General features: G+C 35.8%; 22 protein-coding genes. 20 read left to right on the plus strand and 2 right to left on the minus strand.

From position 1 onward, the window contains the following. Positions 1-263: hypothetical protein (locus QQS35_RS03385; RefSeq protein ID WP_285930271.1), on the minus strand; the 263-nt coding region annotated here is incomplete at its 3' end. Positions 264-334: 71 nt separating this feature from the next. Here QQS35_RS03385 and QQS35_RS03390 point away from each other — a divergent pair. The 14 genes from QQS35_RS03390 to QQS35_RS03455 all read left to right on the plus strand — a co-directional run bounded on the left by QQS35_RS03390 (position 335) and on the right by QQS35_RS03455 (position 13853). After that, entirely contained in the window at positions 335-787 is a 453-nt protein-coding gene (locus QQS35_RS03390; RefSeq protein ID WP_285930388.1) for a threonine/serine exporter family protein, read from the plus strand. A gap of 88 nt (positions 788-875) precedes the next feature. After that, positions 876-1781, plus strand: coding sequence for an AEC family transporter (locus QQS35_RS03395; protein WP_285930391.1), 906 nt, complete (start codon positions 876-878; stop codon positions 1779-1781). A gap of 118 nt (positions 1782-1899) precedes the next feature. Then, a complete protein-coding gene (locus tag QQS35_RS03400; protein WP_285930393.1) occupies positions 1900-2799 on the plus strand; it encodes an NAD(P)/FAD-dependent oxidoreductase in 900 nt (299 codons plus the stop codon). Positions 2800-3141: 342 nt separating this feature from the next. Next, on the plus strand, positions 3142-3450 hold the full coding sequence (locus tag QQS35_RS03405; protein WP_285930395.1) for a PTS sugar transporter subunit IIB: 309 nt from the start codon (positions 3142-3144) through the stop codon (positions 3448-3450). A 21-nt stretch (positions 3451-3471) separates the two neighbouring features. Continuing rightward, on the plus strand, positions 3472-4806 hold the full coding sequence (celB, locus tag QQS35_RS03410) for a PTS cellobiose transporter subunit IIC (protein WP_285930397.1): 1335 nt from the start codon (positions 3472-3474) through the stop codon (positions 4804-4806). A gap of 105 nt (positions 4807-4911) precedes the next feature. Next, positions 4912-5220: a PTS lactose/cellobiose transporter subunit IIA gene (locus QQS35_RS03415; RefSeq protein WP_285930399.1), complete on the plus strand. Its 309-nt coding sequence runs from the start codon at positions 4912-4914 to the stop codon at positions 5218-5220. Positions 5221-5239: 19 nt separating this feature from the next. After that, complete coding sequence (locus tag QQS35_RS03420) at positions 5240-6628, plus strand: glycoside hydrolase family 1 protein (protein WP_285930401.1); 1389 nt, start codon at positions 5240-5242, stop codon at positions 6626-6628. Positions 6629-6830: 202 nt separating this feature from the next. Beyond that, positions 6831-8762: a BglG family transcription antiterminator gene (locus QQS35_RS03425; protein WP_285930402.1), complete on the plus strand. Its 1932-nt coding sequence runs from the start codon at positions 6831-6833 to the stop codon at positions 8760-8762. 305 nt (positions 8763-9067) lie between these two features. Beyond that, entirely contained in the window at positions 9068-9937 is an 870-nt protein-coding gene (locus tag QQS35_RS03430) for a basic amino acid ABC transporter substrate-binding protein (RefSeq protein ID WP_285930403.1), read from the plus strand. Between the two features lie 152 nt (positions 9938-10089). Then, entirely contained in the window at positions 10090-10746 is a 657-nt protein-coding gene (locus tag QQS35_RS03435) for an amino acid ABC transporter permease (RefSeq protein WP_285930418.1), read from the plus strand. Further along, on the plus strand, positions 10743-11465 hold the full coding sequence (locus QQS35_RS03440; protein ID WP_285930404.1) for an amino acid ABC transporter ATP-binding protein: 723 nt from the start codon (positions 10743-10745) through the stop codon (positions 11463-11465). Before QQS35_RS03435 ends, QQS35_RS03440 begins: the two co-directional genes overlap by 4 nt. Before the next feature lie 186 nt (positions 11466-11651). Next, a complete protein-coding gene (locus tag QQS35_RS03445; RefSeq protein ID WP_285930405.1) occupies positions 11652-12791 on the plus strand; it encodes a glycerate kinase in 1140 nt (379 codons plus the stop codon). 56 nt (positions 12792-12847) lie between these two features. After that, positions 12848-13234, plus strand: a complete 387-nt coding sequence (locus QQS35_RS03450) for an OsmC family protein (RefSeq protein WP_285930407.1) — start codon at positions 12848-12850, stop codon at positions 13232-13234. A 235-nt stretch (positions 13235-13469) separates the two neighbouring features. Then, positions 13470-13853 carry a hypothetical protein gene (locus QQS35_RS03455; RefSeq protein WP_285930409.1) on the plus strand — a complete coding sequence of 128 codons (384 nt, stop codon included), beginning with the start codon at positions 13470-13472 and terminating at the stop codon, positions 13851-13853. 72 nt (positions 13854-13925) lie between these two features. On the opposite strand, the gene QQS35_RS03460 is transcribed toward QQS35_RS03455, so the two are convergent. Next, positions 13926-15944, minus strand: coding sequence for a LuxR C-terminal-related transcriptional regulator (locus QQS35_RS03460; protein WP_285930410.1), 2019 nt, complete (start codon positions 15942-15944; stop codon positions 13926-13928). A 182-nt stretch (positions 15945-16126) separates the two neighbouring features. Between QQS35_RS03460 and QQS35_RS03465 the strand changes: the two genes are divergently transcribed. The 6 genes from QQS35_RS03465 (at position 16127) to purU (ending at position 22704) form a co-directional block, all read left to right on the plus strand. Continuing rightward, positions 16127-17065, plus strand: coding sequence for a fumarylacetoacetate hydrolase family protein (locus tag QQS35_RS03465; protein ID WP_285930411.1), 939 nt, complete (start codon positions 16127-16129; stop codon positions 17063-17065). A 322-nt stretch (positions 17066-17387) separates the two neighbouring features. Further along, positions 17388-18425 carry an N-acetyl-gamma-glutamyl-phosphate reductase gene (argC, locus tag QQS35_RS03470; RefSeq protein WP_285930412.1) on the plus strand — a complete coding sequence of 346 codons (1038 nt, stop codon included), beginning with the start codon at positions 17388-17390 and terminating at the stop codon, positions 18423-18425. Positions 18426-18436: 11 nt separating this feature from the next. Beyond that, positions 18437-19675 carry a bifunctional ornithine acetyltransferase/N-acetylglutamate synthase gene (argJ, locus tag QQS35_RS03475; RefSeq protein WP_285930413.1) on the plus strand — a complete coding sequence of 413 codons (1239 nt, stop codon included), beginning with the start codon at positions 18437-18439 and terminating at the stop codon, positions 19673-19675. Positions 19676-19688: 13 nt separating this feature from the next. Beyond that, entirely contained in the window at positions 19689-20498 is an 810-nt protein-coding gene (argB, locus tag QQS35_RS03480) for an acetylglutamate kinase (RefSeq protein ID WP_285930415.1), read from the plus strand. Further along, on the plus strand, positions 20491-21678 hold the full coding sequence (locus QQS35_RS03485) for an acetylornithine transaminase (protein ID WP_285930416.1): 1188 nt from the start codon (positions 20491-20493) through the stop codon (positions 21676-21678). Before argB ends, QQS35_RS03485 begins: the two co-directional genes overlap by 8 nt. A gap of 126 nt (positions 21679-21804) precedes the next feature. After that, entirely contained in the window at positions 21805-22704 is a 900-nt protein-coding gene (gene purU / locus QQS35_RS03490; RefSeq protein WP_285930417.1) for a formyltetrahydrofolate deformylase, read from the plus strand. Positions 22705-23099 lie beyond the last annotated feature (395 nt).

Raw genomic sequence — 23099 nt, forward strand, 5'->3', positions numbered from 1 at the left:
CATAATGATGAAGTAGAACGTTTAAAACAATCATCAAATAAAACATTGCGTTGGTTTATCGCATAAAACAAACCTATTTGGTCGTGACAACGTCCAATAAAAGTCGGAACGAAAAGCATATCAAGAGTCTCTAAGGCTTGTTGAGAGAAGTGCCTTGCTATACGCAATACGTCCGTTAATGTTTGAGGGAAAAGCATGTCAGTACTTTGGCGGAAACTCTTTCTAAAAAGGAAAGATAAGGGCGCCATTTGAGAAGCTTGCAAGTACTTTTGAACCCCACTGCTTTAGCTGTGGGAGTTGTCAGTAAAGTTAAGCGAATAAGAAAGGGATAACAATGATTATTGAACAACTTATCACTAGTTTTTTTGCCGCTGCAGGATTCGGAATACTATTTAATGCACCGAAAAAATCACTCATACAGTGTGGTGTTGTTGGTATGTTAGGTTGGCTTATCTACACTTTGCTTGTCTTTGAAGGTGTAGATGCGGTACCTGCAACGGTTGCAGCATCTGTTTTAGTGGCAGTATTGAGTCAATTATGTGCAAAATTATTTAAAACACCAATTATTATCTTTAATGTCTCCGGTATTATTCCATTGGTCCCTGGAGGATTAGCCTATGATGCGATGAGAAACTTCGTAGAGAATGATTATAATGTAGCAATACAATTAGCTGCGAAAGCGCTATTAATATCAGGTGCAATCGGTTTAGGCTTAGTCTTTTCTGAAATAATTAATCAAGTAATTCGAAAAGCGAAATGGAAAAAAGATAAAATAACTAAATCTTAATATGCATTTGAATGAAACCTAGATATATTTAAATTATGTCTGGCAAGATTGCTGAAATTTACGTATAATCGAAATCAGGTGATTTTTTATGAGCTTTATAAATGTACTAATTCCTATATTCGGAGTATTTGCCATTGGCTTTATTGGTATGAAGTTTTTTAAACTTGATATAAAACCAATTTCAACAATGGCGTTGTATTTAATGTCTCCATTTTTAGCTTTTCGCACTTTTTATCAAAATGACTTAAACATGGATTATCTGTATCTAGGTACATTTTTAATTCTACTCTGTATTATTTCAATTGGTATTTGTTATTTAGTTGCCTATTTTAAAAAGTGGAATAGTGCAAATACAAGTAGTTTCGTTTTAGCATCTGTTTTTATGAATAATGGTAATTACGGAACCCCACTCGTCTTACTGGTTTTTGGTGAGCCCGGTTTTCATTATGCAGTCATTCTAATGGTTTTACAACAGTTAATCATGTGTACGATTGGCATCTATGTTGCGGCTAAAGGTGGTGCCGATGGGAAAGAAGTTATGGCTTCTCCTATGAAGGAAGTTATAAAAGTGCCGATTGTATATGGAGCTATATTGGGTATAATCTTTAATCTATTCCACTTCGATATAGGTAGCGAAGTAATGACTGCTGTAAATATGGTTTCAGATGCTACTATTCCAACAATCATGATTGTATTAGGAATGCAATTAGCAACTATCAGTCTAAAGAAACTGGAGATAGGAAAGTTATCCACTGCTTTAGTTTTTAAGCTGGCCATTGCCCCAGTTATTGCCTACTTGATTACCATTCCTTTACCTGTAGACGAAATGGTAAAAGATATATTAATTCTGATGGCTGCGATGCCTACAGCCGCCAATACGACGATGTATGCATTACAATTTGATGCCAAACCTGGATTTGTATCAAGTGCTACATTAACAAGTACTTTGTTAAGTATCATTACACTACCGGTATTGTTAGCAATTCTTTTATAAATACTAGAAGCCACATTCTGAAATAGTGTGTGGTTTTTTTATGGAGTTTTTTACAGAATGAAATATGTATTGGTGACAACAATATAGGTGTAGCAAGTTAAAAATGGAGGTTGTTTTCATGGTTAATTATGATTGTATTATAGTTGGTGGTGGCATAGCTGGAATTCAAGCGGCAATTCAGTTAGGGAGGTATCAACATCATGTGCTTGTCATAGATTCCACAACACCGGCTCGCTCTAATCTGTGTAGATGTTATCATAACTTGCTCGGCTGGCCAGAAGGTGTAAGTGGTCAGACACTGCGTGATATAGGAACGAAACAGGCTAAAGATTTAGGCGTAAAATTTGCAAATGAAACCGTAGAATCAGTCGAGAACTATGATGATTTATTTATAGCGAATACAGAGCGGACAAGCTACAAAGGGAAACGAATTCTATTTGCAACTGGTGTAATCGATCGCTTACCTTTATTCGATCAAATTTATCCTTGTTTAGGTACGAGTGTTTATATTTGTCCAGATTGTGATGGGTATGAAATTAAGGATGAAAAGGCGCTTATACTTGGCTCAGGAGAAGTAGGTGTGGATATGGCATTAACATTGAGTTACTGGTCAAATGAACTCACTTACATCAATCATGAGCAAAAACAGGTGAAAGAAGGGTTATTGGACAAACTAGAAGAAAAAGGAATCGCATATGTAAGTGAACCAATAAAAGAGGTACTCAAAACGGAGGATGCTTTTAATGGTGTGATTTTGCATAATGGAGAAACGTATATGGCAAATCATGCTTTTGTTGCTTTTGGTAACAATCAAATCAACTCAACACTTGCAAGTGAAATAGGAGTTGAACTTCATAAAAATAAACATATACTCGTAAATCCAAGAACCCAAATGACTAATATTGAGTATGTCTGGGCTGCTGGTGATGTTGTAGCACATTCAGAACAAGTAACGATTGCAATGGGAGACGGTATGCAGGCAGCAATATGGATTCATAAGACACTAATGGAAACGTAAAATGGCATTATATATAATAAAACCTTTTTAATTCAATAGTCTTATTAAACCCTATCATATCATACCGATTTCATATACTATCCGGAGTGGAAATTAACATGACAAAACACGAAATTTATAGATGTTAAGTCCACGACAATCTACTATAAAATAACAAAAAAACTTAGTTAATCTTAGAGTGTATTCTAATTAGCTAAGTTTTTTGTTGTGACCTAATACTTATTTGATATTAATCATTTCCGCTTTTAAGCGGAAAAACATTAAGTGTAAATGTAAACGCTTATTCATTACAATGAAGGTAGTTCAACAAAACTATTTTAACCTTTTAAGGAGGAATTATAAATGAAACGTATTTTACTAGCATGTTCAGCGGGAATGTCGACAAGTTTATTGGTTTCCAAAATGAAAGAAGCTGCAGATGCAAAAGGAATCGAAACAGAAATCTGGGCTGTTGCTCAAGATAAAGCACCAAAAGAAATGGAACGCGCAGACGTTTTATTAATTGGACCGCAAATGAGGTTTATGAAAAAGAAATTTTCCATAACAGCAAATGAAGTTGGAATTCCCTTAGATGTTATTGATCCAATGGCGTATGGAAGAGTCGATGGTGAAGCTGTTTTGAATAAAGCACTAGAATTAATTGGTGAATAAAAGAAAGAGAGGAGCATTGTAATGAATAGGTTTATGGATGTATTAGAAAATATCTTAATGCCGATTGCAGAAAAGCTTAATAATAACCGTTATCTAACGGCATTACGAAATGGTTTTATGGTAGCACTACCTTTTATTATTTTTGGTTCCATTTTTGTAGTTATTGCAAACTTACCATTTCTCGACAAACTTGTTAGTGAAGAAGCATGGGCTGCTTACCAAAATGCACTCGGTCCAGCATCAGCCTCCACACTTAGTCTTATGGGGTTATTTGTAATCATAGGGATTGGTTATAAATTAACAGAGCATTACAAAGGTGAAGCGATATACGGAGGTACGGTAGCAATTGCATCATTTTTAATATTAACTCCACAATTGATTGAATTTGAAATTACTTCAGAGATTATTAGTGGATTAGAATCAGGAGTAATGCATTCAGTTGGTGGTGTAATACCAACAGTAAGTTTAGGGGCACAAGGTATGTTTCTTGGAATACTCACAGCATTTGTCTCTGCGGAGCTCTACCGCTTTTTTGTGCAAAAAAATTGGACTATCAAAATGCCTGCAGGTGTACCTGGTGCCGTGTCGCGATCGTTTAGTGCATTAATTCCAATTACATTAACACTTTCCACTTTTTTAATTGTTAGAATTATTTTTAGTTACACACAGTTTAATACGCTTCAAAACTTAATTTATACCGTTATTCAAGAGCCATTGACTGCATTAGGAAGTGGCTTGCCTGCAACGGTTGTTGCAGTATTGTTAATACAGTTATTCTGGTTCTTTGGTCTACATGGGCAAATTATTGTTAACTCAGTTTTTGATCCAATCTGGTACACTTTAAATAACCAAAATTTAGCAGCATACCAGGCTGGTGAAATACTTCCTAACATCGTTACTAAACAGTTTATTGATACATTTATCGTTGGTATTGGTGGTTCCGGTATGACGCTTGCTGTTATATTAGGTATCTTTCTTATAGGAAGAAGTCGTCAATTAAAGGAAATAGGGAAACTAAGTGCGCCATCAGGAATTTTCAATGTGAACGAGCCGATAATATTCGGTTTGCCGATTATTATGAATCCATTAGTAATTATTCCATGGCTTATAGCGCCAGTAGTTATAACGTTTGTTACGTATTTCTCAATGGCTTCAGGTCTTGTTCCATATCCTTCAGGTGTTATCGTGCCGTGGACTACACCAGCCATAATTAGTGGTTTTCTTGCAACTGGTAACGCTTGGCAAGGTGCGTTACTTCAGTTAGTAAATATCGCTATTGTTCTAGTAATTTGGTGGCCTTTCTTGAAAGTTATGGATAAACAGTACTATGAAAATGAGAAAAAAGCGCAGTCTTAATTTAAATCCAAAATATAAAACAAATCCATATCTTCTATGAAGAAAAGTTGGAAGATATGGATATCCTTTTTAAATGAAAAGGGACTACTACAGGGGTGAAAATCTATGTCAAATACGATGACGGAAATAGCATTTCAAATAATTCTTTATGCAGGAAATGGAAGATCTAGTGCAATGGAAGGAATCCAGGAAGCTAAAGAAGGGGATTTTGATGCTGCTGATAGAAAAATAGAAGAAGCTAGCATTGAACTAGGGAAAGCGCATGAATTTCAAACAAAGTTATTACATGAAGAAGCGCGTGGTCAAGGACAATCAGTAAACGTCATTCTTGTCCATTCTCAAGATCACCTGATGACTGCAATGACAGTCAGAGATCTAGCAATTGAAATTATTGAGATATACCGAAATAAATAATTGGAGGGTTTCATAGATTATGTCTATACAATATAAATTTCCTGATGGGTTTTGGTGGGGTAGTGCAACATCGGCAACTCAGATGGAAGGTGCTGCATCTGAGGGTGGAAAAGGTCTGAATATTTGGGATCATTGGTATGCTACCGAACCTAATCGTTTCTTTGATGGTGTAGGTCCGGAAACAACATCAGATTTTTACAATAAATATAAAAAAGATATTCAGTTAATGAAGCAAATTGGTCACAACAGCTTTCGTTTATCGATTTCTTGGTCTAGGTTGATTCCTGGTGGTGAAGGAGAAGTTAATCCAGAAGCAGTGACTTTTTACAATAATGTGATCGATGAACTAATCGAAAACGATATAGAACCATTTGTTAATTTATTTCATTTTGATATGCCACTAGAACTTCAAGATATAGGCGGCTGGGAAAGTAGAAGAGTAATTGATGCTTACGAGCAATACGCTCAAAAAAGCTTTGAGTTATTTGGGGATAGGGTGAAAAAGTGGTTTACCTTTAATGAGCCAATAGTACCTGTCGAAGGTGGTTATTTATATGACTTCCATTATCCAAATGTGGTAGATGCCAAGCGTGCTTTTCAAGTTGCTTATAATACGATGATTGCTCACGCGAAAGCAGTTCAGGTGTACCATTCACTAAATGTTGAAGATGGGCAGATTGGTATCATTCTTAACTTAACACCATCTTATCCAAGAAGTAGTAATCCTGCAGACTTAAAAGCATCCAATATTTGTGACTTGTTTTTTAATAGGAGCTTTCTTGATCCGGCTGTGAAAGGGGAATACCCAACGGAATTAGTACAACTTTTAGAGGAACACGGACAGTTGCCTGAAACAGAAGTTGGTGACAAGGAGCTATTGAAAAATAATATTATTGATTTTTTAGGTGTGAATTATTACCAACCTCGCCGAGTGAAATCAAAAGAAACATTACCTAATCCGTATAGTCCGTTTATGCCTGATTGGTTTTTTGATAACTATGAAATGCCTGGAAGAAAGATGAACCCATATAGAGGATGGGAAATCTATGAAAAAGGTATCTATGATATTATGATTAATTTACGAGATAACTACGGGAATGTAGAGTCGTTTATATCGGAAAATGGTATGGGTGTTCAAGATGAAGCAAGATTTATTAAGGATGGAAGAATAGAGGATGATTATAGAATTGACTTTATTAAAGGTCACTTAGAGTGGTTGCATAAAGCAATCAATGAAGGGTGTAACGCTAAAGGCTATCATTTATGGACATTTCTAGATAACTGGTCATGGATGAATGCGTATAAGAATAGATATGGTTTTTACTCGGTTAATTTAGAAACAAAGGAACGAACTGCTAAGAAGAGCGCTACATGGTTTACTGATGTATCAACTAATAATGGTTTTTAAGTGACTACATGGAGCGTAGCAGCAGGATTTGCATGCTGCGCTTTTCACGTTATTTGTAAGTTATTAGTTTTAAGATATGGGATAGTGATTATAGGCTAAATGGGGCTAGTGCAATATATAATAGAATGCTATTCTAAAACCATTAAATAATCAATTTAATAAAGTGCTTCTTGAGAACTCCTAAATAAGAGGAGATGATAAAATGAACTCTCGTTTAATGCAAATATTGAAAGAATTAATAGCTTCAGAGAATGCATTAACTAGTGAATATCTAGCTAATGTTGTTCAGGTTACTTCTAGAACAATTCGAGATGATATCAAAGGCTTAGTTTATTTACTCGAAAGTAATGGTGCTGTTATTTCATCAATAAAAGGAAAGGGCTATCAGCTGCAGATAAATGATAATCAGAAATTCCGTTCTTACCTGCAGCAATTTATCCAAGACGAACTGGACCAAGAATTTGTGCCGGACTTACCAGAAGAACGAATAAAGTATTTGATTAAGCGGTTACTATTAGCTGATGCGTATTTAAAGCTGGATGACCTTTCTGATGAAATGCATGTTAGCAAGTCAACGATTCAAAATGACTTGAGGCAAGTGAAAAAAATATTAGAACGGTATAGTATAGGTATGGAAAGAAGGCCGAATTATGGTTTTAAAGTAAAGGGGAGTGAAGTGAAGCTTCGTTTTGCCATTTCCGAATATGTTTTTGATCGAAATGAAAGGGTTGCCAACTCTAGTTGGAATGACCAATTATCTTCTTTGACACAAGAAAAAAATTTAGATGTAATTTGGACAATAATTCTTGAACAAATCAAAGAAAATAATATAACGCTATCTGATATTGCCATTAATAATTTATTTATCCATATTGCTATTGCATATAAACGAATTAAAAGTGGACACCATGTCTCACTTTATAACAAAGAGCAAAAAGAGATCATGAAACAAAAAGAATACCAAGTTGCACAAGAAATTGTAAAGAAAACAGAACAAGTGTTAGAGGTTTCGTTTCCTCGAGTTGAGATAGCATATATAGCAATACATTTATTAGGTACCAAATTGGTCAGCCAAACAAATATTAGTGAACAAGAAATTGCCAATGTAATGGAGGGAGAAGTATATCAGTTAACAATCTCTGTGTTAGAAACGATAGAAAAGAAAATGAAATTAGGTATCAGGCATGACCGAGAGCTTATTATTGGATTAGGATTACATTTTAAACCAGCCATGAATAGGTACCGGTATGGAATGAATGTGCGAAATCCAATGATTGATGCTATAAAATCTAATTATCCATTAGCTTTTGAAGCTGGTATTGTCGCTGGGATGGTTTTAGAGAATCATATGGGAGCTACGATTGATGAAAATGAAATAGGTTATCTAGCACTTCATATTGGTGCAGCGATGGAACGAAGAAAACTAGAAACAGGCCCCAAACGGTGCATGATTGTTTGTGCTTCGGGCTTAGGGAGTGCTCAATTAATCAAATATAAGTTACAATCTAAATTTGGATCAAAACTAGAAGTGATTGGAACAACAGAATATTATAAGTTAGACCAAATAGCCTTTGATAAAACAGATTTTATAGTAAGTTCTGTGCCAATTACTAAATCACTTCCAGTTCAAGTAATAGAAGTCAATACGATTCTTGGAGATAAAGATTTAGAAAATATAGAGTCTTTTGTACTCAATAATGGCACGAGTGTCTTTGAATATATAAAAAAGGAGTTAGTTTTTTTAAGACAATCCTTTACAACGAAAGAGGAAGTGTTGAACTTTTTAGTCGATCAACTTCTAATTAAGGATTTAGTTGATGAAAACTACTTAGACGCAGTAAATGAAAGGGAAGCGGTTGCGCCAACAGCTTTTGGAAACTTTGTAGCAATCCCACACCCGATAACTGCGCAAACAGATCGAACCTTTTTAACTATTTGCACGTTAGAAAAACCTATATTTTGGGCGGATAGGCAAGTGCAATTTATTTGCTTATTAAACGTTAAGAAAAATAGTAGTGAAGACTTACAAACGATGTATGATATGTTAGGTAAAATTGTAGATAACACTGCATTAGTGCAAGAACTAGTCAAAAGTAAGACATATAATGAATTTATTAACGTACTCATTAATTAAATATAGTTCACAAGGAGCAGATTGTATTTTAAATTACTATCTGTTCTTTTTTGTTAGATAATCCAACAACTACTTTGACTATTTTGATTATTAAGACTATTGTTTATAAGACAGTTATCTGTAGTAGTCCTAGTTTGTTTTAAATGGCAGGAGTGTATAATAATTCACGTTTTTGTATTTAATTGTATAAAATATTCAAAAAACTTCATGTGAAAAAAACGCAAAAAAACTATTGAAAACGTAGGTTTAATAGGTTATTATTTATCTACAGAAAATGAAACTAAAACAATCAGGAGTGAATAATTATGAAAAAGTACTTATCTTTAATTTATTTAGGTTTATTACTAGTTGGACTTCTTACATTGGTTGCTTGTGGTACAAGTGGTAATGAAGAATCAAATACAACAGGCTCAGATACAGAAAGTGATTCGACAGAAGAAAGTGCAGCAGACGAGCCAGAAGAAAAAAAAGTATTACAAATTGGAACAGATGCAGCCTTTGCACCGTTTGAGTTCATGGAAACTGGTGAAATAGTTGGTTTTGATGTTGATATATTAGAAGCGGTAATGGTTGAAGCTGGTTATGAGTATGAATTGAAAAACGTTGGATGGGATCCAATGTTTGCATCATTGCAACAAAAAGACTTAGACTTTGGTGTATCTGCCATAACAATTAATGATGATCGCAAAGCGACTTATGATTTCTCAACACCATATTTTAAATCAACACACATGATTGTATTTAATGAAGGATCAGATATTACAAGTGCTGCTGATTTAGAAGGTCTTAAGATTGGTGTTCAAAATGGTACAACAGGTGAGGATGCTGCAGAAAAAATAGTAGGTGAAAACAGTAGCACTATCTCTAAATATGAGACTACTGCTGTTGCTTTCATGGCATTGGCAAACGGTGATATAGAAGCTGTTGTAACAGATAACGTGGTAGCTGATGAGTACGTAGCAAATAATCCTGATGCAAAAGTAGAAGCAATTACAGATGAAGAAAGTTTTGAAGCTGAATATTATGGCTTTATGTTTCCTAAAGACAGTGAATTAGTAACAGATGTAGATGCGGCTTTAACCACTGTTATCGAAAGTGGCAAGTATGCAGAGATTTATAAAGAGTGGTTTGGGGCAGAGCCTAACACGGATGAATTATTAAATGCTGCAGAATAAATAATATTAGTAAAAAGTAGCGTAACGATATAACGTTACGCTACTTTTGCGCTTTGGTTAAAAACTTAACAACAGATACTCAACTTTAATAAAGGAGTAGTATGATGAATGATTTTTTAGTGCTTATTCAAGAAATGCTAGATAACTTAGGTATCGATTTTCGACTCGAAATAGTAGTGGAATATTTCCCATTCTTTTTAAAAGGGGCAGCATTAACAGTCGGGGTGTCACTAGCAGGAATATTTATTGGAATGGTATTAGGTCTATTTATTGGTTTAGGTAAAATGATTAAGTTTTGGCCTCTACGGTTACCATTTATATGGTATATTAATTTTTTTAGAGGAACACCTCTACTTGTTCAACTATTTCTAATCCATTTTGCTGTTATGAATTTAATTTTAGAACAGCCAAATACAATCGCCTCGTTAGTTGTAACGTTATCACTAAATTCTGCTGCTTACGTCGCTGAGATTTTCCGTGCAGGAATAAAATCGCTTGACAAAGGCCAAGCGGAGGCGGCACACTCGTTAGGGATGAACAAGTTTCAAGTGATGCGTTACGTTGTTTTACCGCAAGCCTTTAAACGAATGATACCACCACTAGGCAATGAATTTATTGTATTATTGAAGGATTCTTCTTTAGGGGCGATTATTGCAGCTCCAGAGCTGCTATATTGGGGAAGAGCTGCAGTTGGTCAACATTACAGAGTCTGGGAACCATATTTAACGGTTGCATTTATATATTTAATATTAACTCTGTCACTAACTTACTTGTTAAATTATATAGAAAGAAGGTTGGATACTGAATGATTTCCGTCAAAAATCTTCGAAAGTCATTTGGGTCTTTAGAAGTCCTGAAGGATATTAGTTTAGAGGTTCAAGCTCAAGAAGTTGTCGTAGTAATCGGTCCATCAGGATCTGGAAAATCGACGTTGTTACGTTGTATGAATCTAATTGAGTCAATAACGGATGGTCACGTCTACATTGAAGACGTTGATATTACCGATAAAAAGACTGATATTAATGAAGTGCGCACAGAAGTAGGAATGGTTTTTCAACAATTCAATTTATTTCCTCATAAAACAGTTCTAGAAAATATTACATTACCTATGTTAGTTGTGAGAAAGTGGAATAAACGGGATGCTATTCCTAAAGCAAAGGCACTACTCAAAAAAGTTGGATTAGAGGAAAAAGCAGATGCTTTTCCGGATTCTCTTTCCGGTGGACAGAAACAACGTGTTGCCATTGCTCGTGCACTTGGAATGGAACCTAAAGTAATGCTTTTTGACGAACCAACATCGGCACTCGATCCCGAAATGGTAGGGGAAGTGTTGGAGGTAATGAAGCAACTAGCAACAGAAGGTATGACAATGGTCGTAGTCACTCATGAGATGGGATTTGCTCGTGAGGTTGGAGATCGGGTCATATTTATGGATGAAGGTATAGTAGTAGAAGAAGATAAGCCTGAAGAGATATTCGGAAATCCTAAACACGAACGAACAAAGGCATTTTTAAGCAAAGTACTATAAGGTGCCACACGTTAAAAAGTGATTAGACTAGCGAGTTTCTATAATGATTTGAAAAACACCCAGTCAGGGTGTTTTTTTATTTGGAATACTAGTTCATAAAGGGAAATATCAGTAGAGTATCGAAATAAGCTATATAGATAAACGAGAATTGTTAACATAATATATTTTTGAAAAGGGTGAAATCGAATGAATATTGTAGTTGCTCCGGATTCTTACAAAGGAAGTTTAACAGCCTTAGAGGTTGCAAGCGTGATGAAGAGAGCGATAAATGACCTTGATAAACTTCACCAAGTGATAGTAAAGCCAATGGCTGACGGGGGAGAAGGCACGATTGATACGATGCTTGCAGCAACGGAAGGTCAAAGAATTACAATTACATGTACAGGGCCACTAGGGAAAAAAATAAATACGTTCTATGCTGTGACAAATGATGAAACAGTTATTATTGAGGTGGCAAACATATCTGGGCTTGTTCAGGTACCTGAAGCGGATCGAAATCCTGAACGAACAACAACTTATGGAATAGGTGAAGTGATAAAAGATGGTTTAGAGAAAGGGTATAGGAAATTTATAATTGGATTGGGTGGTAGTGCAACTAATGATGGTGGGCTAGGTATGTTACAAGCATTAGGTTTAAAAGCCAATGATCAAGATGGTAAAGCTGTAGGGTCATTTGGATCAGATTTATTTAATATTAATCATGTTAATTTTAAAGGAATCGATAAAAGAATGAGCGATGTGGATATCCGCGTTGCTTGTGATGTAGATAACCCATTGTGTGGTCCTTATGGGTCGAGTGCAGTATATGGACCGCAAAAAGGAGCTACTCCTAACCAAGTTGAACGATTTGATGATGCATTACAAAACTATGCTTTTTTAGTGGAACGAGAGCTCGGTAAAGCTTATCAAACTATCCACGGTGCTGGAGCTGCTGGTGGACTAGGGTTTGCTCTGCTTACTTTGGGGGGGAAATTAGAATCAGGTGCAGAACTTTTAGGTGGTGCAGCTGGATTGGAGAAAGTTATAAGAAAATCTGATCTTGTTATCACAGGTGAGGGCCAAAGTGATGATCAGACTTTAAGGGGAAAGGCGCCTGCATATGTTGCTGATTTAGCAACAAAATATAACATACCTGCTGTTTTGATATCTGGTAGCTTAAGTGGGGACGTAAATGCTTTGCGATTGAAATTTGCGGGTTGTTTTTCGATTATTAATAAACCATTAGCTTTGAATCAATGTATTGAGCAGGCTGAGCAGCTAGTGTATGAGCAAACGAAACAAGTAGTCAACTTGGCGCAATGTATAAAGGACCTTTCGAATAAATAAGTGCATATTAGGAGAAAGTATATATAATCATAATAGGCATGTGAGGGGGGATCGTATTGATTACATTAGAGAGAGCAGAAAAAGGATCCTTTAAAATGAAAAATAATAAGGATGTAACAGTGAACGGTGCTAATTCAGAGACGAATGCAGATGGTTACACTCCATTTGAGTTATTATGTAGCTCGGTAAGTTTATGTATGGCTTTATCTATTGATGCGCTAGTGGAACGTGATGAATTAGAGATAGAGGCGTATAACATATATGTAGAACCACATAAGGCAGAAGGAAGTCCTTCAAGAATAGAACGTTTAACAGTTCAAGTTGAACTAAAAACCAATTTAGATGAAGAAATAAAAACAAAACTTATTTCCTCTGCGAAGAGAGCTTGTACAGTAGGAAACACTCTGAAACATGGAGCTGAAATGGACGTAGAATTAAAGTGAAGCTACAATCAAAACACGCTCGTGACTATAATTCAATAGAAAATTAGAAATTTCTTTAAACTGTCAGTTCAATTATATACCTAGGGATACATTACAGGCTTATCATGCTATGATAAGCTTTTTTCATATCCCTATAGGCGTCTTAATTCACTATGTCGCTTTTAACATAGGGAGATACTAGTATTTATATTAAATATTTTATACCCATAAAAATGTTTTATAGGAGGATGATCCATTGTCAGAGAATATGAATGCAGAAAATAGTAGTCAAGAGCAGGCAAACCAAACGTCTAAATCGGCAGGCGGAAATGAAGAAGCGAAGGATGCAGAAGAAAATAAAGGGATGGGAATATTAGCGTACATCATTTTTTTTGTCCCCATTCTAGCCGCTAAGGAATCAAAGTTTGCTATGTATCACGCTAACCAGGGTCTTTCGCTATTTCTCTTATTTGTAGGTGTTAACATAGTTGCAACAATCATTCCGATAATTGGTTGGTTTATTATTTTCCCGGTTGGCTATATCCTTGCATGTGTATTATTAGTGATGGGGATTATTAATGCAGCTAATGGTAAAAAGAAACCTTTGCCAATGATTGGAAAATGGAATTTGATCAAGTAAGTTAGATGGTTATATTATTTCTGGTATTTCGTGTTATATAAACAAAGTAAGGTAAGCAAGAGCTTACCTTACTTAAATAAGTTCTATTAATCTTTTAATTAATTGTGTTCTGTTTTTTACATCCACCTTTTTTAATATACGACCGACGTGTTTTTTAACCGTTATTTCTGCAACAAATAGTTGTTCAGCTATTTGGCTATTGCTACACTCATCGAGGATGAGTCTTACTACTTCCTTTTCTCGTTCTGTAAATGAATAGGTTCTCATAATCATATTAATTCGATCTTGAGAATTTAATGTTTTAGAGAAATTATCAAGATAAGCACTGAGCCGATTCCCTCTTACATCAAGCAAGTAAGTAGGAGATGGATGATCTTGGCCGAAATCATAATGGACTGCACCAGGTACTTCTACAAAACCAAAGTTTTTTAATAGTTCCTGGAAAAAGGACAAAGGGGTAGAAGTTATGATCCTACCTCCAGATAAAAGCAACGGAAATAAATTGTATAAGAGATAAGAGCGTGAGGACGTATCTTTAGGATCTAAACAATCTAACATCCGAATAAACCACCCAGAATTAGTTTCCACCTCAGCGTATGCTTGATATTCTTCTGAATCCAATTGTCTAAAATAACAAGAAGATACAGGCTCATTCTCAAGTTGTGTTATCGTTCTTTTGTTTATAGGAACAATGACTGATAAGCCAAGTGTATCATCATTTTTATTTTTTAAGAGACGTGCCCCTTCATAACCCATCTTAGTGATGTAATTTTCATCTAATAACTTAGATTCCATTCTATTATGGTGTAAAGATACATAGTGTTTGTAGGTGTTATTTGTTTCTCTGTTAAAAAAATCAGCGTTATCTTCAGCTAATAATTCTTTCCTTCTTATAAAATAGTTTTTAATCTCATTAATATTATGCTCGCCAACTTGTTCCAAGTATAGGCTGTCATCTATCGTATCCTGAAAAAAAGTAGATTGAATAAATTCGTCGCCAAGATGGTAAAAGAATTCAGCTATATCAAACTCTGCGTGTGTTCGATTCACTTTACTATGATAAAACGCTGCGGATCGTTCCCGGAGCATTATATATTTGTCGTGGTTCCTACTTTTTAAGTCTACTTTAATCGTATCGCGAATCAGGTCATGTACGTACCATCCATTTTTTCTGCGTGTAACAAATGATAACGAAATAAGTTGGTTAAATAGATTAATAGGAATCTTTTTTTGTAATACAAATTCAAGACTAGATTGCTCGAAATGCCTTAGGACTGCAGCGGCTTCTGTTAAAGTTTGCAATTCTTCATCATAGGCCTCGAGCAACCATAAACGGGTAAGTTGTAACAAAATAGGTGTAGAACCACTGTTTGTATCAAAAATCTCCTGATCTAAATTTGTGTTTTCATTTGTGAGTACAGCTAAAGATAATGCCAATGGGTGGCCTTTTGTAATTACCCAAATGCGTTGAATAAATGCCTCATTAACTATTTCATAATGTTTTAAGTACTGCTTTGTAATCGAATAATTAAAATCGGTAAGTTTCATTTTTTTTACTATCGTTCTCCAAGCAGGAGATTCTTGCCACTCACCCTTCAAAGGATGGCGTCCACATATAATGATACGTGCGTTTACAGGAAGTTGGCGCAGGAAGGCATTTCTAAACCAACGTTCAAGTCCTTGCATTTGTTCATACGAATCAATAGCTATGACAATTGGTTGTGCTAATTCATTAAATACGTGAAAGCATTCTTGAAGTGTATAGGTATTATTATTCTGAGTGTAATTGTATTTACTGTATAGTTGAGTTAGAAGATTTTCGGCAAGGGTTAGTGGGGTTTGAATAAAATCCCTGCAATCGACTTGCAAGAAGATATAATTCTCTTGGGTTGCAATTCTTTCAAAAGCATTTAGAAGATAGGTTTTTCCTGTTCCGCCAGTTCCATGAAGGTTAAGTATCTTTCTTTTTGCGGTTGCGTCGAGCAACCACTGCTTAAATAGGCTCAGTTCTCTGTCCCTACCAACAAAAGAAACGTTCTCAACTTCCTTTAGAATAGTCTCTATATTCGAATTGTCTGTGTTTGTTTTCAAAACAAATAAGCTCCTCCTCAATCTAAATTAATTGAATTTTCTCACACTAATAAATATAGGTCTAATTAACAGTAGTGTCAACAGTCGTTAGCCATTTTGTTCCAGTGTGACTAATAAGAGATTAACCAAGTGTGAAAGAATGGTACAATACTAGTAGAAATTCTCAGGATGGAGTGACTTAGATGAAACTTATAAGCTATAAGTATAAAGGTGTCATTGGTTCATATCGAACGGGTCTATTGTATGAAGAAGGTGTGATTGATTTGCAAGAATCCTATCGTTCTATGCTACTTCATGAGGAAGAAAAAGAATTAGTTAATATAGTAGATACATTACTTCCACATACCCCTGACGATTTTTTTAAACTCGGATTGATTGGAATACATAGAGCGAAAGAAGTAGATATGTATATGAAAGATCAACACATAACGAATTTATTTATTTCGCGAAAGGATATAAGGTTAGGAGCCCCCGTACCTAATCCATCGAAAATTATTTGCGTAGGGAAAAATTATAAGGACCACGTCGCAGAAATGAAGAGTGATATCCCTGAATATCCTGTTCTTTTTGCTAAATTTAATAATGCATTAATAGGTCCAGAAGATGATATAGAAAAATCCTCTATGACTAACAAATTAGACTATGAGGTAGAGCTTGCTATTATTATAGGAAAAGAAGCGACATCTATTAACGAGGATGAAGCACTTGATTATGTAGCTGGTTATACAATTGGCAATGATGTTTCTGCACGTGATTTGCAGAAGAGAACGCCACAGTGGTTACAAGGTAAATCTCTGGATAGAAGTACGCCAGTCGGACCATGGATTGTTACAACAGATGAGTTAACAAATCCATCTAACTTGAATGTAAAAACGCTAATCAATGGAGAGGTGCGGCAGTCATCAAATACAAAACATTTAATATTTAGTGTACCTTTTATCATTTCATTTATATCTAACCTTATAACATTAGAGCCAGGCGATATAATTCTTACAGGTACACCAGATGGCGTCGGTATGGCTATGAATCCACCGTGTTTTTTACAAGCAGGCGATAACATATCAATGGAAATTGAAAATATAGGAACATTAGAAAATACAGTAGTTAATTCAAGAAAATAATAGGTTAAATGCAAAGCCGATGGGATACGGATCTCATCGGTTTATTTTTTATAGCCATTTTAGAAAAAATATATACGAGTGGATAATTATTCAAATTGTTTAATATTGCTTATATTTTAACTGGAACCTATTTAAATAGATATAATCAATCAAATCTAGCAGTTTTATTCTATGTTATATATTAGTTGTAACAAAGAGTTTTACTGTATTTTATAAAAAAACCTATAATTATTGGTAAAAATCTCAAAACAGTATTGTATAAACATGCATATTCAAGTATAATAATAAACCAACCCATACGGAATTAGGAGTGTGTTAGAACGTGAAAGTAGCTATTATAGGTGGTACTGGATACGGAGCAGTCGAATTAATTAAATTTTTAAATAATCATCCATATGTTCAATTGGAAGCAATTATCTCTCATTCACAAAGCGGAACAGATTTAGCTTCTGTTTATCCTCATACAATAGATGCAATAAATATGACAATGGAAGCATTGAACATTTCGAGTTTAAGTAAAGTAGTAGATTTAGTTTTTTTTGCAACACCTTCTAATGTGAGTAAAGACTTAATTCCAGAATTTATAGAAAATGGAGTTAAATGCATTGATTTATCTGGTGATTTCCGTTTGAATTCCCCAGATGAATATGAGTCGTGGTACCAGTCGACAGCGGCTAAACAATCCTATGTCGATCAAGCGGTTTATGGATTAAGTGAAATCTATCAAGATGAAATAAGGAATGCACAACTCATTGCTAACCCGGGGTGCTATCCTACATCGACATTGCTAGGATTAATTCCAGCTATTAAAAGTAATATCATAGACAATCAACAAATTATAATAGATGCGAAAACTGGTGTGTCAGGTGCTGGTAGGAGTCTATCATTAAATGTTCATTATTCAGAGATGAATGAAAACTTTAAAGCATATAAGTTGGGTGAACATAAGCATATACCTGAAATTGAACAGGCGCTTCAGTGGGAGGCGGGTGTTCCTTTACAAGTTACGTTCACCCCACATATAGTCCCAATGACTAGAGGGATTATGAGCACAATTTATACGAATTTAATAACAGAAAAAACAACGAAGGAAATCATAGACTTGTACCAGTCATACTACGAGAATGATCCATTTGTACGTGTGCGACCAGAGGGCATGATTCCTTCTACAAAAGAAGTATATGGAAGTAATTATTGTGACATTGGAATTCACGTGGACAAGAGAACGGGCAAGCTAACCATCATTTCAGTTATAGACAATTTAGTTAAAGGTGCATCAGGTCAGGCAATTCAAAATATGAACATATTAAATGGATGGGATGTAACAACAGGCTTAAAACAGATACCTATTTATCCTTAGGAGGGTGCGGAATGGAACAAGTGAATCAGGTGACAACAAAGGAAAAAATTGATCTAGTAACAGGGGGAAGTGTTACAACGCCGAAAGGATTTTCAGCGGGTGGATTGCATTGTGGGATACGTAAACAAAAGCTAGATTTAGGCTGGCTATATTCAGATGTTCCCGCCCAAGCCGCGGGAGTGTACACGACAAATGTATTTCAAGCAGCACCTTTGAAAGTAACGCAAGAAAGTATTGCCAAGGAAAACAAGCTTCAGGCTCTTATTGTTAATTCGGGTGTAGCGAATGCGTGTACTGGGGAACAAGGGTTAAAAGATGCTTATGAAATGAGAGAAAGCTTTGCAAAAGCAATGGGAATTCCTGAATATTTAACTGCTGTAGCATCGACTGGATTGATCGGAGAGCCACTACCAATGGCTAAAATCCAGAACGGTATAGAGCGAGTTCATGATCAAGAAAATAAAGAAACATCTCGTTTTGAAACAGCAATCCTCACAACAGATACACGTGAAAAAGGTGTGGCAGTACAAGTAGAGATAGATGGCAAATTAATTTCTATCGGTGGTGTTGCTAAAGGGTCCGGAATGATCCATCCAAATATGGCAACAATGCTTAGCTTCATAACAACAGACGCAGAAGTAGATGATCAAGCACTAACTGCGGCGCTAAAAGAGATAACGAATAAGTCATTTAATATGATTACTGTTGATGGTGATACAAGTACAAATGACATGGTATTAGTAATGGCAAATGGGAAGGCTCAAAATAAAGCCCTGACAGAAAATCATCCAGAATGGTTATTATTTGTTAATGCACTTAGTGTTGTTTGTGAATTACTAGCTAAAGAGATTGCAAGAGATGGCGAAGGTGCCAGTAAATTAATTGAAGTACAAGTAAGAGGTGCTAACTCGGATGAGGCTGCACAAGCAATCAGTAAATCGATTATTTCTTCAAATTTAGTTAAAACAGCGATTCATGGCGCAGATGCTAATTGGGGTAGAGTGATAACTGCAATTGGATATAGCGGACAACAACTAGATCCAAATAAAGTAAATATTTCACTTGGACCAATTGCTGTCGTAAAGCAAGGTGTGCCGTTTGCTTTTGATGAAGAAAAAGCAAAGACATATTTATTACAGGATACCGTTGTTATTCATGCGGAATTAGGTGATGGCGAGGGAAGTGCCGCAGCTTGGGGTTGTGACCTTTCGTACGAATATGTCAGAATTAATGCTTCCTACCGGACGTAAGGAGGGATGAACTGTGAAATATGTAGTAATTAAATGTGGTGGAAGTGTATTCGATTCCTTGCCAAAATCTTTTTATGAAAACATTTCAGAGTTACATCAATCAGGCGTATGGACACCGATTATAGTTCATGGGGGCGGACCATTAATTTCATCCATGCTAGATCAAATGGGTGTAAAATCCACTTTTATAAATGGTCTGCGGGTTACTACCGAAGAAGTATTAGATGTAGTGGAGATGGCTTTAAGTGGTTCGATGAACAAGCAAATTGTACGAAAACTAAATGCTGTAAAAGGTAAGGGCTATGGTATTAGTGGTGTAGATGGCTCACTCCTAGAGGCAATACCGACAGAGCAAGCCCAAGAACAGGATTTGGGGTACGTCGGTGAAGTACGTACAGTCAACACATCCATTATAGAGAACATAACGGATCAAGGCTTTATTCCGGTTATTTCACCAATAGGTATGGATGAAAGTGGTCAACGCTTTAATATTAATGCTGACATGGCAGCGTCATCGATTGCGCAAGCTTTGGGTGCTAAGCTACTGTTTATCAGTGATATACCTGGTATTTATGTAGAAGAAAATGGAGTTAAAAAAACACTCCACTATGCTGGTAAAGAAAAAATTGAACAATTGATTTCCACTGAAGTTATATACGGTGGAATGATTCCTAAAGTACAATCTGCTTTAAAAGCCTTAGCGCATAGCGTACCAGAAGTATCCATTGTTAATGGACTGGAGCAGAATAGTTTAGTTGATTTTATGGATGGAAAAATGGTCGGAACAAGAATTTCGTTAGATAAGGAGATGCCTTATGTCTAAAGATACTAATACAACAAAATTAAGCCCAGTTATGCAAACGTATAATCGTTTCCCTTTAACTTTGAAGAAGGGAAAAGGTAGTTTTGTGTGGGATGACAATGGCGAGCAATATTTAGATTATACATCTGGTATTGCTACATGTAACTTAGGGCACATACCAGAAGCTGTGAAAACCCAAGTTGATAGCCAACTCGAACAATTATGGCATTGTTCGAATTTATATACGATTCCAACACAGGAAAAACTTGCACAACTACTAACAGAAAATAGCTGTGGTGACCAAGTGTTTTTTTGTAATAGTGGGGCAGAAGCAAATGAAGCGGCTATAAAAATAGCGAGAAAGTATGCTAAAGATGTTTTAGGTACAGATGCATATGAAGTGGTAACCTTCTCTAATTCTTTCCACGGTAGAACGTTGGCGACATTAGCTGCTACAGGACAGGAGAAAATTCAACAAGGATTTGCACCTCTAACACCGGGTTTTAGGTATCTAGCCTATAACGATACAGCAGCATTAGATTCTCTAGTAGAGAAACAAACCTGTGCTGTTTTGCTTGAGCTAGTGCAAGGTGAAGGTGGAGTAGTTCCGGCGGATCAGGTTTGGTTAGATAAGTTGGCTACTATTTGTAAAGAAAACAATATTTTATTAATGGTAGATGAAATACAAACGGGGATTGGTCGTACGGGAACATTATTTGCATATGAACAATATGGTATAGAACCGGATGTTATCACACTTGCAAAAGGGTTAGGTTCTGGTATTCCTATTGGAGCAATGCTTGCAAAAGAGCATGTGGCAAAAGCATTCACACCGGGATCACATGGTAGTACATTTGGTGGGAATCCTGTAGCAACTGCAGCAGCGGTTGCAACAATACAACAATTTACCGAAACAAATGTTCTTGAAAAATCCAATCAAATAGCCGATTACTTATATGAACAATTACAAAAATTACAAGCCAAATATGAGGTTATTGAAGCTGTTCGAGGTAAAGGATTATTAATAGGTATCGTTACGAAAGGGCAAGCTATTGAATATGTAACGAAGGCTAGAGAAGACCACCATTTGTTAATTCTCGTTGCAGGACCTAATGTAGTTAGAGTTCTTCCACCTTTAACAACAAGTAAGCAAGAAGTAGATCAATTTCTAAAAGCAATAGAGGCGGTATTTTCAGAATGATTTGTTTATATAGCATAATAAGTTTATGATTTAACAAAATAGAAAAAGACAAAAGACTTGAATCTATATATTTTTTTGAATAAAGTATGAAGATATACTTTACTTAGAGCAAAGAGGGATTTAATAATGAGCAGTTATATTCAAGAAAAAATAAATTTATTTCAACAACAAAACAAAAATAGAGCACGTCTGTTAATTAATTGTCCTGACCAACCAGGGATTGTAGCGACCGTCTCTAAATTTTTATATGAACACAATGCAAATATTATTGAATCGAACCAATACTCAGCAGATCCAGAAGGTGGAGAATTCTTTATACGTATTGAGTTCGAAGCCCCGGATTTAAAGACAAAGGCTAAGCAACTAGAAGAGGACTTTCAAAGCATTGCACAGGAGTTTTCAATGGATTGGAAGTTTACGTATGTAGACAATATTAAAAAAATGGCTATATTTGTTTCTCGTGAGCCTCATTGCTTATTAGAGCTATTGTGGGAGTGGCAAAGTGGGGACTTGATGGCTGACATCTCCTTGGTAATTAGTAACCATGAAACGTCCCGTGAGATGGTTGAAAATCTAGGGATACCTTATTATTACATCCCTGCAAATAAGGATATTCGTGCTGAAGTAGAGAAAAAGCAATTAAAGTTATTAGAAGACTATCAGATCGATGTAATTGTTCTTGCACGCTATATGCAAATCTTAACCCCAGAATTTGTAGAAGTACATAAGCATCGGATTATTAATATTCACCATTCCTTTTTACCGGCTTTTATTGGTGCGAATCCGTATGAGCGTGCTTATAACCGTGGGGTTAAGCTAATTGGGGCCACTTCACATTACGTAACGAATGATTTAGATGAAGGTCCAATTATTGATCAGGACATTAGTCGCGTAGATCATAGAGATAATGCAGCAGATATGAAAAAAATAGGGCAGTCTGTTGAACGCAGTGTACTTGCACGTGCTATTAAATGGCATCTAGAAGACCGCATCATCGTTCATGGCAATAAAACAATTGTATTCTAAAACAGTTTTCCAAACGAACGGAACCGATTTTTGTTTTTTGGCTTTTGCACACTTTATATAAAGTCCGCATTAAGTATTCTTTGCTTTTGTGCATTCTTCCCTAGTTTAGTTGTGATCCAACGCTGCGGAAAAACACTCGCTTTCCATGGGGAACGCTTCAGTCTCCTCGCTCGCAAAGACCGCTCACTGTGGGGCCTTCAGACTGTTCCTTTCCCATAGGAGTCTCGTATTTTCCCTGCGCTTAGTATCGTTTTCTTTTCAAGTGAGAGGTAGTTGGGCCTTGGTTAAATGCACTGTAAGGGAACATATTAAAAAACTTTACAATCATAAGAAAGATTATTCAATAGATGCTGTTTTTCAGCGTATCAAGTTAAATTGGCGACACTCCTGCAGGA

Origin of the sequence: Aquibacillus rhizosphaerae, from assembly GCF_030282825.1 — a bacterium.
Classification (GTDB): Bacteria; Bacillota; Bacilli; order Bacillales; family Amphibacillaceae; genus Aquibacillus_C; species Aquibacillus_C rhizosphaerae.